Here is a 13,985-nt window from a genome sequence, read left to right as displayed (position 1 = left end):
TATTTTATGTTAGCATGTAAGCAGAAAATGGAAATATGAGGCGAGTAGGAATGTTATAACATCAAGAGGAGGAACATAAAGTGAAATTTATTTCGTGGAATGTAAATGGTTTACGAGCAGTTATTGCAAAGGGTGGTTTTATAGAATACTTAGAAGAAACGGATACGGATATTTTTTGTTTGCAAGAAATTAAATTACAGAGTGGACAAGTTGATTTAAATCCTGAGGGGTATTACGTGTACTGGAACTATGCTGTGAAAAAGGGGTATTCAGGTACTGCTATTTTGACAAAAAAAGAACCGCTTTCTGTTACATATGGTTTAGGAATTGAAGAACATGATCAAGAAGGAAGACTCATTACATTAGAATTTGAAGATTTTTATATGCTAACACTTTATACGCCAAATGCGAAAAGAGGCTTAGAACGTTTAGATTATCGCATGAAGTGGGAAGAAGATTTTTTATCGTATATTACGAAATTAGATAAAAAGAAACCCGTTATTTTTTGCGGGGATTTAAATGTGGCACATAAAGAAATTGATTTGAAAAATCCGAAAACAAATCGGAAAAATCCAGGATTTTCAGATCAAGAAAGAAAAAGATTCACCCAGATTTTGGATGAGGGGTTTATTGATACATACCGCTATTTATATCCTGATAGAGAAGGTGCTTATTCATGGTGGTCATATCGTATGAATGCAAGAGCGAAAAATATTGGTTGGCGCCTGGATTATTTCATTGTCTCTGAAAGATTAAAGGATAAAATTGTCGATGCGAAAATCAATAGTGAAGTAATGGGATCGGATCATTGTCCTGTAGAATTGAATATGGAACTTTAGAAAAAATAAAAAGTCGTATCTATTCTCAAGATAGATACGACTTTTTTATTTTGTTAAAATTTTTCAAATCATTCTTGAAATAATTTATTTATAGCTATATACTTAATAACGATAATCATTATCAATGATAATGATTATCGTTTGGTGGTGGAAGATAATTTAGTATCAGGGGAAGTGAAGTAAATGAGTTTTAATTTTAAATAGATGTATTGTAAGTGGATACATAAACAGAAAGAGGATTTTATTAAAATAATATATTTAAAGGTTGTTAATTTAGAGAGGAGTATTTATAAGTATGAACAAGAAATTATTCACATTAGGAATGGTTACAGTATTAAGCGTAGGCCTTGCAGCATGTAACAGCGCAGATAAAAGTTCAGGAGAACAAAAACAGCAAACGAAAGCAACTGAAACGAAGAAAGATGAGAAACAAAAGATTACATACTTAGGTAAAGAATATACAGTGCCTGCAAAAGTAAATAATATTGTAACTGCTAGCTTAGAATCTATGGAAGATGCAGCGGTGCTTGGTATTAAACCAGTAGGAGCTATTACAGTAGGTGGGAAATTGCCTGATTATTTAGCGAAAGATTTGGAAGGGGCAAAATCTGTTGGTGAGAAAATGCAACCTGATTTTGAAACGTTACTTCAATTAAAACCAGATGTAATTACATCTAGTTCAAAATTCCCACCAGAAACGGCTGAAAAATTCGCGAAGGTAGCTCCAACGTTCCCGGTATCACATATTTCTACAAATTGGGAAGAGAACTTGAAGTTAATGGGAGAGCTATCTGGTAAAAAAGATAAAGCAGAAAAAATTATTAAGGATTATAAAACGGATGCAGAAAAAGCTAAAGAAAAGATTGGAGATAAGTTAAAGGATAAAAAAGTTCTTGTAGTGAGACTGAGAGCGGGTAGCTTGTATCTGTATCCAGAAGGCGTATACTTCAATCCTGTTATCTATAAAGATTTAGGATTAACGGTTCCGGAAGAAATTAAAGCTGTAAAAGCACAAGAAGCAATCTCGTTAGAAAAATTAGCTGAAAGCAATCCAGACTATATCTTCTTGCAATTTGAAGCAAGTGAAAATAAAGATAAACCAAAAGCGTTAGAAGAATTAGAAAGTAATCCAATTTGGCAAAGTATGAATGCTGTAAAGGATAAAAACGTATTTGTAAACTCTGTTGATCCTATGGCGCAAGGTGGCACTGCTTGGAGTAAAACAGCTTTCTTAAAAGAAGCGGTGAAAAATTTATCTAAATAAGTAAGGTGCGTTGAATGATATGCGGAAAATAAATTCAGTACCAATGATCATTTTATGTTTGGCACCCATATTTATTTTACTTACAGTTATGTTATCTATTTTATATGGGGCGAAAAATATCGATTTTGAAACAACTTGGAATGCACTATTTCATTTCGATTCAAGCAATGTAGATCATAATATTATTATTACTTCTCGTTTACCAAGGGTAGTTGCGGCTCTTTTAGTAGGAGCATTTCTAGCCATATCAGGAGCACTTATGCAGGGGATGACAAGAAACTATCTTGCATCCCCTTCTATTATGGGTGTGACAGATGGCTCAGCTTTTATGATTACAATTTGTATGGTGTTTCTGCCAGGAATGTCTTCAGTAAATATGATTCTATGCTCTATGATAGGGTCAGCATTAGGCGCTGGAATTGTTTTTGGTTTTGGTTCATTACTCCGCAATGGATTATCACCTGTTAGGTTAGCGATTATTGGAACGGTTATAGGTACATTTTTAAGCAGTATTTCAGCTGCAATTGCATCTTATTTTCAAGTTTCTCAAAACATTAGTTTTTGGTATAACGCGAAGTTACATCAAGTAGATCCTAATATACTTAAGTTAGCGATTCCTTTTGGTTTAGTGGGCGTTATTCTGGCACTTCTTGTCTCAAAATCTATTACGATCCTATCGTTAGGAGAAGAAGTTTCTATTAATTTAGGACAGCGTACAAAGCTTGTAAAGGCTATTGCGATTTTGTCTGTTGTGTTTTTAACAGGAACTGCGGTCGCTTTAGTTGGGAAAATTGGTTTTGTAGGACTCATTATTCCTCATATTACTCGCTTTTTAATAGGGGTTGATTATAAATGGATTGTACCTTGTGCGGGTGTAATTGGTGGAATCTTTCTAGCTTTATGTGATGTGTTAAGTAGATTTGTAAACTATCCATTTGAAACACCAATAGGGGTCGTTACATCATTAATTGGAATTCCTTTCTTCCTTTACTTAATTAGAACAAGAGGAGGAGAAAAGCATGCTTAGAGGCTCACTGTCGCGTTATGTAATAACGATGGGGATTATCATACTATTAATTTTGAGCGCAATTTATATTAGTTTAACGAATGGTACATTTGATATGACGATTACAGATGTATTTCGAACGCTATTTCGAATTGATCCTGTACCTGAACACGATTTAGTTATATTTGATTTTAGGCTTCCGAGAATCATAATCGCAGGATTAGTAGGATTAGGACTTGGAATTGCTGGTGCTGTTATTCAAGGGGTTACAAGAAACGGATTAGCTGATCCTGGTATTTTAGGGATTAATGCAGGAGCGGGAACTGCAGTTGTCATCTTTATGTTTTTCTTTCAAGGACAAATAAAAAGCACAGATTGGATTTCTATCATGATGATGCCATTATTTGGTCTAGCCGGCGGATTAGGCGCTGCTATATTAATTTATATGTTTTCGTGGCGAAATGGAAAATTAGATTCACAACGTCTTTTGTTAACAGGGATTGCAATAGGTTCAGGATTCGGAGCATTTTCCATGTATTTATCATTGAAAATGAAAGCAACTGACTTTGAAATGGCTGCCGTATGGGTTTCGGGAAGTATATATAATGCAAACTGGAAGTATATTATTGCAATGCTACCTTGGATTATTATTTTAGTTCCCATTATTAAAAGGAAGGCGTATTTACTAGACTTATTTCAATTAGAGGAATCAAGTATAACGAGTTTAGGAGTTTCGGTAGAAAGAGAAAAATCGATTTTATTATTAAGTAGTATTGGGTTAGTGAGTGCTTGTGTTTCTGTTTCAGGAAGCATTGGATTTATTGGGCTTATGGCACCACATATTGCGAAACGTTTGGTGGGTATTCATCATAATCATGTCATTCCTGTATGTGGAGCAATTGGCATGCTACTAGTAATTGCTTCGGACTTTATTGCAAAAACTATTTTTGCACCAGCTGAATTACCTGTTGGGATTGTAATTTCCATTGTTGGTGTACCATACTTCCTTTATTTGTTATATAAAGCGAAGGCGTAAAAGGAGTGATAGAAAGTGAATGTCCTAAGTGCAAAGAATTTAGAAACAAGATACGAGAAATTGACAGTGTTTCGTGATTTAAATGTAGAAATACAAGAAGGAAAAGTAACGACAATTATTGGACCGAATGGATGCGGGAAATCTACCTTGTTAAAAACAATGGGCCGAATTTTAAAACAAAAAAATGGAAAAGTATATTTGCAAGGACAGGACTTACATACAATTCCTACAAAACAGATTGCGAAGCAGCTAGCATTACTTCCGCAAAATCCAATTGCTCCAGGAGAACTGAAGGTGGAAGAGCTAATTTCTTACGGGCGATATCCACATCGTAACAATGTAAATAAAATATCATCTCAAGATAAAGAAATCATTGAATGGGCGATGGATATTACAAAAACATCTGCTTTTCGTACGCGTCAAATCGGAAATTTATCAGGTGGACAAAGACAAAAAGTATGGCTAGCAATGGCTTTAGCGCAAAAAACGGAAATTCTATTATTAGATGAGCCAACTACATACCTTGATATGTCTCATCAATTAGAAGTATTGCAAATCGTTGAACGATTAAACAGGGATCATAATTGTACAGTTATTATGGTTTTACATGATATTAATCATGCGGCACGATTTTCAGATGAGATTATTGCAATGAAAGAAGGGAAAATCGTTACAACAGGAAGTCCGGTAGACATTATTACAAATGAAGTGTTAAAAGATGTATTTCATATTGATGCGCGGGTCATGATAGATCCATATAATGGTGCCCCTGTATGTTTTGGTTACGATAGTGTATTGCGAGAAGAGAATACTGAAATCTATGTAACGAGTTAAAATAATAAAAGGAGGGAGAACGATATATGAATTTTAGTATGGAAAAAACAGATGTTACCATTTCTGGTGCGGAGCAATGGAAGATATATTCGAAAAAAGGGAATCGAGAATATCGAATTTATATTTCACAGCCAAAACAACCTGCGCCAGATCGGGGCTATCCTGTAATTTATGTATTGGATGGAAATGCTTTTTTTCAAACGTTTCAAGAAGCTATTAAGATTCAATCCGTGAGGGCAGAAAAAACTGGGGTTGCACCATCAATTATTGTTGGCATTGGTTATCCAATCGAAGGAACTTTTGCGGCTTCTGAAAGATGCTACGATTTTACTCCTTCTTCGCCTTCGGTAGATGCGCCGCCGAAACCGGATGGGAAACCATGGCCTAAATCAGGAGGAGCAAGTGAGTTTTTAGCGTTTATTGAAGAGGAATTGAAGCCGCAAATCGAACAGAATTTTGAGATTGATAGAGAAAAGCAAACAATATTTGGACATTCACTTGGTGGATTATTTGCTTTACATGTATTGTTTACACATATAAATGCCTTTCAAAATTATTTTATCAGTAGCCCATCTATTTGGTGGAATAACCAGTCTGTTCTTGAAAATGAAGCAGAGCTTATAAATGAATTGGGCAGATCGAGTTCTGAAGTGGGGGTCTTTCTGACAGTGGGAGCATTAGAAAGAGAGCATATGGTTCGAGATGCAAATACATTATCAGAGCGGTTACTAAATTTGCACCATAATAAATTTCGATTTGCATTTTATGAAGCTGAGGAAGAAAATCATGCATCGGTAGTACCAACAGTTTTGGGTAGAGCGCTAAGGTTTGTTACATGATGGATGTTAGAAAAGGCTAGAAAGGGATTTGGAAAATAAAATGAACCCTATAGAGAAGACAATTGAAATGGTCTCCTCTATAGGGTTTTTTGTTTGATGAAATAGAGCGTCTATTTCCGCTAATTAAAGTTTTCTTTATGTTTTCAGCTGAAAGAATGATATGACAATTTAGCATCTAGTTTTTAAGTAATAGTTAGCGAGAATTTTAAAGTGACGGGAATATGTAGTACAATACATATACTGTGTATTCGCATCTGAGAGGAGAGGGAACATTGGAAAGAATACAATTGTTACGTAAGCCAGAGAGAAATATAGTGGTAAAATTTGTGGTGAGCGGTATGATTGCACTGCTATCAATCGTTTGTCTTTTTTTATTTTTAAAGACATTTAGCTTAGATGAAGCTAAGGTTTTTATGAATCAAAAGCTACCTTTAAGTATTAGTTACATTCTTTTGTGGATTGGGACAATCTATGTAATGATTTCTCACAAAGGACTAGGTGAAAGACAGAATGTGAAATCGGTAATTTATGCATTTGCTATACTATTCACATTGGCACATACTATGAGTGTTCTTCTTATGTATATGCAAAATGAATTAGATATATTCAAGACCATCGATTGGTTATATGGACATGTTGCACATTTTATATTTAGTTTTCTACTCATTTATGTCATATATATTTTGACGTACGCTTTGAGTGGTAGTTTATTTTTTAGCAGTGTTTTTACAAGTATTTTGTTTCTTGTATTTGCTATAGTTAATTATTTGAAAATTTTCTTCAGAGGAGATCCATTTTATCCATCTGATCTTACCCAAATTGCTCATTTACAATCTGTAATACCAATGGTTATGGAAACTATTAATACAAAGGCTATATGGATAATAATATTAGGAATAATACTTGGGATTGTACTTATCATGTATCTTCGTAAGCATATTAAACCTATAAAAATTCACATAGGAGTAAGGTTGATTGTAAGTATCAGTTCTCTGTTTGTTATCTATGTTTATGCGAACTATGCTGATAATGTAGTAGGGAAATGGTTTCAAAAATGGGGTGTAAACTTTATTGTGTGGGATCAAGGGAGCAACTATAATGAAAATGGTTCCATTTTAGGGTTTATAAGTAATTTAGATACCTCTGTTGCTAAAGAGCCTGAAGGATATACAAAAGAAAACGTTGTCAAAATCGCAAATGATATAAAGAATAATTATAAGCAAAATGTTGTAAGTGAGAAACAAGAGAAAAAGCCGAATGTGATTTTTGTAATGAGTGAAGCGCTATGGGATCCAACGAAATTAACAAATCTTACTTTTAGTGAAGATCCTTTGCCAAATCTTCACCACTATGTAGCTGAGTGGCCAGGAGGACAAACAATTTCGCCAACATTCGGTGGTAATACTGCAAATACTGAATTTGAAGCGTTAACAAGTTATTCTATGAGCTTTTTAAATCCAGGATCTATTCCATATCAGCAAGCGATTCCGAAAAAAAAGGAAGTACCATCTATCGTTAGTGAACTGAAGAGGAATGGGTATTATGCGACAGCAATTCATGCATTTGACCGGAGTTTTTTCAAGCGTGAGTATGTATATAATATATTAGGATTTGATAAATTTAATGCAGAGGATACGATGAAGCATACGGAAACAGATGGAAAAGAGTATATTAGCGATTTATCTATGAGTAAGGAAATTATGGATGAGTTAAAAGCTGAAAAGAAACCTACTTTTGTTCATGCTGTGACTATGCAAAATCATTTTCCGTTTTCTACAGGAAAGTACGGTGAAGAGACAAGAACAAAGATTGAAGGGTTAAATGAAGCATCGAAAGCAGAATTAGAAGAATATACAGAAGGCGTAAGACGTTCAGATGAAGCTCTTCAATATTTAATTGAAGAGATAAATACTTTATCCGAACCAACTTTGCTGGTGTTCTTTGGCGACCATCTCCCAGCATTAGGAGTAAATAAATCGATTTATAAAGAGGCGGGGTATATAAATACAGAGGAAACGGTCGAGGAAAGGTTAGCAATGTCAGAAACTCCATTATTAGTTTATGCTAATTTCCCATTGCAAAATGATGACTTAGGAATGATGAGTCCGATTTATTTTTCAAATATGGTATTTGATTATATAGGAATGGAAAAATCGCCGTTTTATCAGTTTTTATCTCGACTTCAAGAAGAAATTCCCGTGATGAAAGATGATTTAAAAGTGAATCGGGATGGAAAAAAGATAGACTTAAATGCAGAGCAAAAAGAAATGTTAAAACAGTATCAATTAATTCAATATGATTTATTGATTGGAAATCAATATAGTAAAGATATATTATTTTCATAACGAAAAGAGATGTTTTGATTTGAAAGAATGTAAATAAAAACTTTTCTTGTTTAGAATGTATCCCTTTAAGGTAATTTATGAGAGGGGTACATTCTTTTTTTATCATTACATGCTACTATTTGTGAGTAATAAAAATCTGTTGATAATAGTTTCGTTCTATTTGAAATCTAATTTGTCATATAGCAGTATTAGTTATTGAAACTCTTAAAATTAAACATGATGAAATGGTTGTATGCTGATTATAGTAACAAAAAGGCTTTGGGGAATTTCTCTTCATAGCCTTTTTAGCTGTATTTGCGAAAACTGATAAATGGAAACTGTAATCAGTGGGCGCACTATCCGTTAATGCGGGATAAAAGCAATGAACAAAGAGGAGGAAGATTATTAGTTGATACTTATATGGGGTATCCTCCTGTGGATATTTAATGCTATAATTGTTATACTCGTGGAGACATGATGTTTATACGGATAAAGATAAACTTTAAGAAGGTGATAAAATGAATCATAATGAAAATGAAGCAGGTGCTACGCATACGCATAGATCACAAAAGGAAAAAGAACAAATTATAAATAGATTAAAGAGAATTGAAGGGCAAGTTCGTGGTATTCAAAATATGATTGAAAATGATCGTTATTGTGTGGATATTTTAGTACAAATTTCGGCGATTAATGCAGCGATGAAAAAGGTAGGTATGGGTGTACTGAAAAACCATACGAATCATTGTGTTTCAGGTGCTATTAAAAATGGTAATGGAGATGAAGCAATCGAAGAGTTAATGACTGTATTTGAGCGATTCTCAAAAGCGTAATGAAACAAGCTAGTAGTTTAACTGGCTTGTTTTTTGACATATTGAAAAAACCTTCTCATAAGAGAAGGTTTTTTATTATTTTACTGCTTCTTTTTATTATTTTACTGCTTCTTTTAATTCTTTACCAGCTTTAAATGCAGGTACTTTTGAAGCTGCGATTTGCATTTCTTCACCTGTTTGTGGGTTGCGGCCTGTACGAGCAGCTCTTTCACGAACTTCGAATGTACCGAATCCGATAAGTTGTACTTTTTCACCAGCAGCTAACGTATTTGTGATTGAGTCTACTACAGACTGTACAACTACAGTAGCTTCTTTTTGAGAAATTTCAGCTGTTTGTGCTACATTTTTAATTAATTCTGTTTTATTCATATCTTCACCTCATATGTAAATAATGCTATTTAAGTTGTTATTATAACGTATAAAAGAGAAGAGAACAAGTGTACTGTAAGTTTTCTTTTAAATTCTTTTGTTAAGCCGTTACAGTTTTCTTCTTTAATTCAGTTGTTTTGTTCGTTGACTGCTCTCGGTTCTTATAAGCCAAGAAGTAAGGAAGTGCTACAAATAGCATACCGCCGACTAAGTTTCCAAAGAAGACCACAATGAAGTTTGGTAAGTATTCCATCCAAGTTAGATGCCCCGCAAAGATAGCAGCTGGAATGACAAACATGTTTGCAACAACGTGTTGGAAGCCAATTGCAACGAAAGTCATAACAGGAAACCAAATACCAATCACTTTTCCTGCAAATTCTTTGCTACCCATACTGAGCCAAACGGCTAGGCAAACAAGCCAGTTACAACCGATAGCAGAAACAAATGCTTGCAATGGCGTATCATGTAGTTTTGCTTGAGCGATAGATAAAGTTTTTGCTAAAAATTGTCCTTCTGTTAGTCCAACGATGTGGCCAAAAAAATAAGCTACAAATACAGCACCAATAAAATTACTTATTGTAACAATTAGTAAATTTTTTAATACTTTAGAGAAAGCGATTTTTTTTGAAAACCACGCGATTGATACGGTCATCATATTACCGGTCACTAGTTCACCACCAGCAAGAATAACTAGAATGAGGCCAATTGGGAAAACAGCGGCTCCTAGAAAACTAGTAAAGGATCCCCAGGATTTGGGCATTGTTCCAATGACGTGAATATCAAGTAAATAACCTAGTGCGATGAAAGCGCCGCCAAAAAAACCTAAAATCAACATAGATAGTAGTGGTAAAAGCGCTTTTTTTTGACCTGAACTCGCGGCCAATTCAGCAATTTCTTGTGGTGCATAGACAGACATAAATAACCCCTCCATATTTTGATACATTACTCCATTTCCATTAATGAATTTTTCTGTCTCATTAATGGTTAAATTGATAAATTCGGGGGAACGAGAAAAATCCCTCGATTAAGCATTTTCTGTTCTCAGAACATGAAGATGAGGCTTTTTTCGGAATGAACACAAAAATACCAAAAATGATCCTCATCTTGGTAAGTAAAAGTAAAAATTACTTAGAGTAGCTCTGTAGAATCTTTTATCAACAATAAAATATCAATAAAAAGTATATGCATTGCATATCATGTCGATAAATTCATGTTACATAATTTGAATAATTTTGTCAATTCATGGTAAATAGGTCGAATGGAAACTAGCATATTAAATGAAAAAATGATAGATATATAATTTTTTCATTTAATATGTAAATAACTATAAGCAGTCTATTTTCTCGCAAAAATAATAAAACTGACTATTATACAAACCTACACCATTAATAGAAAACTTACATAAGTTATAGCATAACGAGTTTTTAAAACTCAAAAAATGTTATAAAAAGGAGAATGTAAAATATGAGTGAACAATGTCCAATTAATGTACCATGTCAGGTGCCAGCAAAAACTCAAACTCAACTGAACGATGCAGATGCACCAGCTATTGTTAGACAAAGTGCACGGGTGAAAGTCCCAGTTGTTTTGGCAGAGCGAGTAATTCAAATTGTCGTAGAAGCAAATATTGAACTTGAAGATGGAGCAGTAGAGATTAAACGAGTGCTAAAAGATGTATTTTTAACACAATGTAAACTTGTACCTGTTGCGTTCGAAGATTTTAATGAAACAGGATACCGTGAAGTAACACGAGCAAAATTATTTGTAGAAGGCTATATTCGTAAAAATATCGAATATGCTACTGATGACTGTAATGGAGAAGTTCGCTTTACAACTGCAAATGTCCACTTCCATGGTTTTGTTGACTTAACTGAAGATGATTTCCTAACTCTTCCACTTTTTGCTGCTGGCGCAGCAAGCAGATCACAATTCATTAATCCGAAAAACGGTGATTTACCTCGTTTGGACAAGTTTTTCTTTGAAAATACTACTTTCTATAATGAACAACCGTATTGTGAATTAATACGTGCAGATTTCTATGAACTAGATTTTTCACCATGCCCTACACCTTTAAATGAGGAGTTTTTTGAAATTCGTGAAAAAATCGTATTAGATCTTACTTTGAAAGTGTTACAAGTTCAACAAGTAGAAGTTTCTTAATAGAAAGACATCATCTTTCATACGAAAGATGATGTCTTTTTTATTGTTATAAAACATATATAATGTTGACACGATTATGGGTTTCATAAAATACATGTGTCTTTCAATTCATCAGTTAGGAAGTGATTGACGATGAATAAGCCATGGATTGGAAATGAAATGATAGATAAAATTTTTTCTGAGCATAAAAGGATTAAAGAGATGGAAATAGAAGGAAATCTCTCCTTAGAGCATGGGGTGAAGGAATGTTCACCTTCAGAGATGAAGGTAGAAGAAAATCTGTCCTTAGAGCATGAGATGAAGGAATGTTCACCTTCAGAGATGGAGGTAGAAGGAAATTTATCCTTGGATGGGGGAGAGGAAAGTTCATCTTCAGAGATGGAGGTAGAAGAAAATTTATCCTTGGATGGGGTAGAGGAAAAGTCACCTTCAGAGATCGAGGAAGAAGGTAATTCACCTCCTGAAATAAAAGTAGGAAAGATAACACGCTTTATGATAGTTAGAATCCCTTTTTCCACAATCGCTGAAGTGACTGATTTTGTAAACCCGCCTATTTTGGGTAACACGAATGAAGAAGTATTTGCGTTTCAAAACGAAGTGAATGAAACATTTCGTGAGTTAGACACAAAGTTGTTAGCTACAGTACGTCATTATAACGAACAGCCATATTGTCGTTTCATTTCTTCAAAACTTTTTGAAAAGAGGGTTTTTCTAGAATTTTTGAGTGAGACTTATATAAAATATAGCGGGAAAAATCAGTTAGAGCAATCTGTATGGGTTCCTATACACAATTTGAATGTAAAGCAGAAAAACGACAAGAAAAGCAGCAACTATGTAACGACGAGGTTGCCAGTTGAAATAGGTAAGTATAAAACGGAATTTAGTTTAGAAGAAAGAGTGATATTCCAAGAAGAAGTAGAGATTAAAGAAGTATCACAAGAGATTGTTGTGACAGATAGTAAATTTTTCACTCGAAAGGTTTTAAAAGCCAAAGAGCATTTAGTAACAATTGAAAAGGGGAAATTGTTGGTAGAAGGCTATGTTGTGCAGCGCATTGAATATATAGTGAGAGGTTCTAATGAGAAAAGTAACGAATCAGTTAGGTATCAATTGTTGCAAAAAATGGTGCTGGAGCTAGTCGTTCAAATATTACAAGAACAAGAAGTACGGGTAGAAATCATGTAACCACTATTGACACAGTGTATATAAAACATTTTTCTTGACTTTTTATATGCAGGCGAGGAAAATGGTAAAAAAGGAAGGGGGGATGATAATGGAAGAGTACGTATTGGATCTTTATAATGTATTGTATACAACAGAGTGGCAAGATATTGTTTCATTTCTTGGAATTTTATTTTGTTTAAAAATCGTAATTGTATATATGGAAGAGCAAGGGACGTTCTATTCCTTTTCATCTCTGTCCGATTTAGAACGGGAGCCGGTGCTCAGCTATACCAATGTAAAACAGACGGAATTTCCATTTATTACATTTTTTATGATTCGATTTATAACGGCTATCGTTAAGAAAAGAGAAGCTGAAGAAGGAGATTGCGATCCGACTTGTAATGCAGCGTATTGTTTATAAGCTAAATACAAGGAGGAAAATACTATGTGGTTTCGTTTTTTTATGATCGGTTTCTTTTCGCTAACAGCGATTTCTTTAATGGGATATCAAGTATCAGAGATTTATCAAGCATATAGTGACATGTTTTTTAACAAAAACTAAACGAATTGCTATTTTAATAATAAAGCGATAAAATCCTTCTTAAGAAGTATGATTAAGAAGGATTTTTTTCTTTGTTTACTTTGACGGTGTCAAAGTATTGTCACATTTGCACTATGAATAATATGTTAAAATAGTGAGGTTAACTATACATATGTAGAAGAGGAAAAGGGAGTGAACAATTTGACGGATCGATTAAATAATCAGAAGAGCTATGCTCCTATTGTGATAACGCTTTCTGTGATCGTCAATGCGATTATTTTATTTTTGTTTTTTGGACCTGTTGGGTACAAGGGAGAAGTACATTTTGATGTAACAATATTGCCGATGTTAAATGCAATTTTTAACAGTTTTACATTTGTTTTTTTATTGGCAGCATTATTTTCTATTATTAAAAAGAATGTAAAGATGCACCGAGGTTTTATCCTTGCGGCATTTACAACAACATTGCTATTTTGTGTTTCATATTTATCGTATCATTATTTGGCACCAGCGACGCATTTCGGCGGGGAAGGGATTATTAAATATGTGTACTTCTTTATTTTAATTACGCATATTTTCCTTGCAGCAATTATTGTACCACTTGCATTATTTGCACTTGTATATGGTTTTACAAATCAATTGACTCGTCACCGTAAGATTGTACGTTGGACGATGCCAATTTGGTTATATGTAAGCCTTTCAGGTGTTATCGTGTATTTAATGATTTCGCCATATTATCAATAAAAAAGATCCTAGCCTTTCTAATCTGTACCCTTTGT

The 13,985-nt window shown here is 34.0% G+C and carries 14 protein-coding genes; 12 read left to right on the top strand and 2 right to left on the bottom strand.

Annotated elements, in window-relative coordinates; genetic code table 11:
* Window positions 1-80: 80 nt before the first annotated feature.
* The 8 genes from CN373_RS03550 (at window position 81) to CN373_RS03515 (ending at window position 8,972) form a co-directional block, all read left to right on the top strand.
* A complete protein-coding gene (locus tag CN373_RS03550) occupies window positions 81-839 on the top strand; it encodes an exodeoxyribonuclease III (protein WP_098358845.1) in 759 nt (252 codons plus the stop codon).
* A 295-nt stretch (window positions 840-1,134) separates the two neighbouring features.
* Window positions 1,135-2,103 (top strand): iron-hydroxamate ABC transporter substrate-binding protein, encoded by a 969-nt coding sequence (locus tag CN373_RS03545; protein WP_001035492.1) that lies wholly within the window; start codon window positions 1,135-1,137, stop codon window positions 2,101-2,103.
* Between the two features lie 19 nt (window positions 2,104-2,122).
* Entirely contained in the window at window positions 2,123-3,130 is a 1,008-nt protein-coding gene (locus tag CN373_RS03540; RefSeq protein ID WP_098358844.1) for a FecCD family ABC transporter permease, read from the top strand.
* Complete coding sequence (locus CN373_RS03535; protein ID WP_000943851.1) at window positions 3,123-4,145, top strand: FecCD family ABC transporter permease; 1,023 nt, start codon at window positions 3,123-3,125, stop codon at window positions 4,143-4,145. Before CN373_RS03540 ends, CN373_RS03535 begins: the two co-directional genes overlap by 8 nt.
* Before the next feature lie 15 nt (window positions 4,146-4,160).
* Window positions 4,161-4,979, top strand: a complete 819-nt coding sequence (locus CN373_RS03530; protein ID WP_001101848.1) for an ABC transporter ATP-binding protein — start codon at window positions 4,161-4,163, stop codon at window positions 4,977-4,979.
* Window positions 4,980-5,005: 26 nt separating this feature from the next.
* On the top strand, window positions 5,006-5,818 hold the full coding sequence (locus CN373_RS03525; RefSeq protein ID WP_001011718.1) for an alpha/beta hydrolase: 813 nt from the start codon (window positions 5,006-5,008) through the stop codon (window positions 5,816-5,818).
* A gap of 338 nt (window positions 5,819-6,156) precedes the next feature.
* Entirely contained in the window at window positions 6,157-8,163 is a 2,007-nt protein-coding gene (locus CN373_RS03520) for an LTA synthase family protein (protein WP_240519104.1), read from the top strand.
* 497 nt (window positions 8,164-8,660) lie between these two features.
* Complete coding sequence (locus CN373_RS03515; protein WP_001016279.1) at window positions 8,661-8,972, top strand: metal-sensing transcriptional repressor; 312 nt, start codon at window positions 8,661-8,663, stop codon at window positions 8,970-8,972.
* A 96-nt stretch (window positions 8,973-9,068) separates the two neighbouring features.
* Here CN373_RS03515 and CN373_RS03510 read toward each other — a convergent pair whose 3' ends face one another.
* Window positions 9,069-9,341, bottom strand: coding sequence for an HU family DNA-binding protein (locus tag CN373_RS03510; protein WP_001043910.1), 273 nt, complete (start codon window positions 9,339-9,341; stop codon window positions 9,069-9,071).
* 100 nt (window positions 9,342-9,441) lie between these two features.
* Window positions 9,442-10,257, bottom strand: a complete 816-nt coding sequence (locus tag CN373_RS03505; RefSeq protein ID WP_000118068.1) for a formate/nitrite transporter family protein — start codon at window positions 10,255-10,257, stop codon at window positions 9,442-9,444.
* Window positions 10,258-10,805: 548 nt separating this feature from the next.
* On the opposite strand from CN373_RS03505, the gene CN373_RS03500 reads away from it, so the two are divergent.
* The 4 genes from CN373_RS03500 to CN373_RS03480 all read left to right on the top strand — a co-directional run bounded on the left by CN373_RS03500 (window position 10,806) and on the right by CN373_RS03480 (window position 13,950).
* A complete protein-coding gene (locus tag CN373_RS03500) occupies window positions 10,806-11,501 on the top strand; it encodes a CsxC family protein (protein WP_001294997.1) in 696 nt (231 codons plus the stop codon).
* Window positions 11,502-11,633: 132 nt separating this feature from the next.
* Window positions 11,634-12,686, top strand: coding sequence for a BC_2427 family protein (locus tag CN373_RS03495; protein WP_098358843.1), 1,053 nt, complete (start codon window positions 11,634-11,636; stop codon window positions 12,684-12,686).
* An 88-nt stretch (window positions 12,687-12,774) separates the two neighbouring features.
* Window positions 12,775-13,086 carry a hypothetical protein gene (locus CN373_RS03490; protein WP_000393469.1) on the top strand — a complete coding sequence of 104 codons (312 nt, stop codon included), beginning with the start codon at window positions 12,775-12,777 and terminating at the stop codon, window positions 13,084-13,086.
* 321 nt (window positions 13,087-13,407) lie between these two features.
* On the top strand, window positions 13,408-13,950 hold the full coding sequence (locus CN373_RS03480; RefSeq protein ID WP_000132156.1) for a DUF420 domain-containing protein: 543 nt from the start codon (window positions 13,408-13,410) through the stop codon (window positions 13,948-13,950).
* The last annotated feature ends 35 nt before the right edge of the window (window positions 13,951-13,985 follow it).

This window comes from Bacillus cereus, assembly GCF_002561295.1.
Classification (GTDB): domain Bacteria; phylum Bacillota; class Bacilli; order Bacillales; family Bacillaceae_G; genus Bacillus_A; species Bacillus_A cereus_S.
The sequence above is the reverse complement of the archived record's forward strand: the minus strand, read 5'-3'. Positions and strand labels throughout refer to the sequence as shown.

Bases quoted from the DNA above. Each gene is read 5' to 3' on its own strand.
- CN373_RS03540 (WP_098358844.1), top strand. From the start codon at position 2,123: ATGCGGAAAATAAATTCAGTACCAATGATCATTTTATGTTTGGCACCC.
- CN373_RS03490 (WP_000393469.1), top strand. From the start codon at position 12,775: ATGGAAGAGTACGTATTGGATCTTTATAATGTATTGTATACAACAGAG.
- CN373_RS03535 (WP_000943851.1), top strand. From the start codon at position 3,123: ATGCTTAGAGGCTCACTGTCGCGTTATGTAATAACGATGGGGATTATC.
- CN373_RS03505 (WP_000118068.1), bottom strand. From the start codon at position 10,257: ATGTCTGTCTATGCACCACAAGAAATTGCTGAATTGGCCGCGAGTTCA.
- CN373_RS03500 (WP_001294997.1), top strand. From the start codon at position 10,806: ATGAGTGAACAATGTCCAATTAATGTACCATGTCAGGTGCCAGCAAAA.
- CN373_RS03510 (WP_001043910.1), bottom strand. From the start codon at position 9,341: ATGAATAAAACAGAATTAATTAAAAATGTAGCACAAACAGCTGAAATT.
- CN373_RS03545 (WP_001035492.1), top strand. From the start codon at position 1,135: ATGAACAAGAAATTATTCACATTAGGAATGGTTACAGTATTAAGCGTA.
- CN373_RS03495 (WP_098358843.1), top strand. From the start codon at position 11,634: ATGAATAAGCCATGGATTGGAAATGAAATGATAGATAAAATTTTTTCT.
- CN373_RS03515 (WP_001016279.1), top strand. From the start codon at position 8,661: ATGAATCATAATGAAAATGAAGCAGGTGCTACGCATACGCATAGATCA.
- CN373_RS03520 (WP_240519104.1), top strand. From the start codon at position 6,157: ATGATTGCACTGCTATCAATCGTTTGTCTTTTTTTATTTTTAAAGACA.
- CN373_RS03525 (WP_001011718.1), top strand. From the start codon at position 5,006: ATGAATTTTAGTATGGAAAAAACAGATGTTACCATTTCTGGTGCGGAG.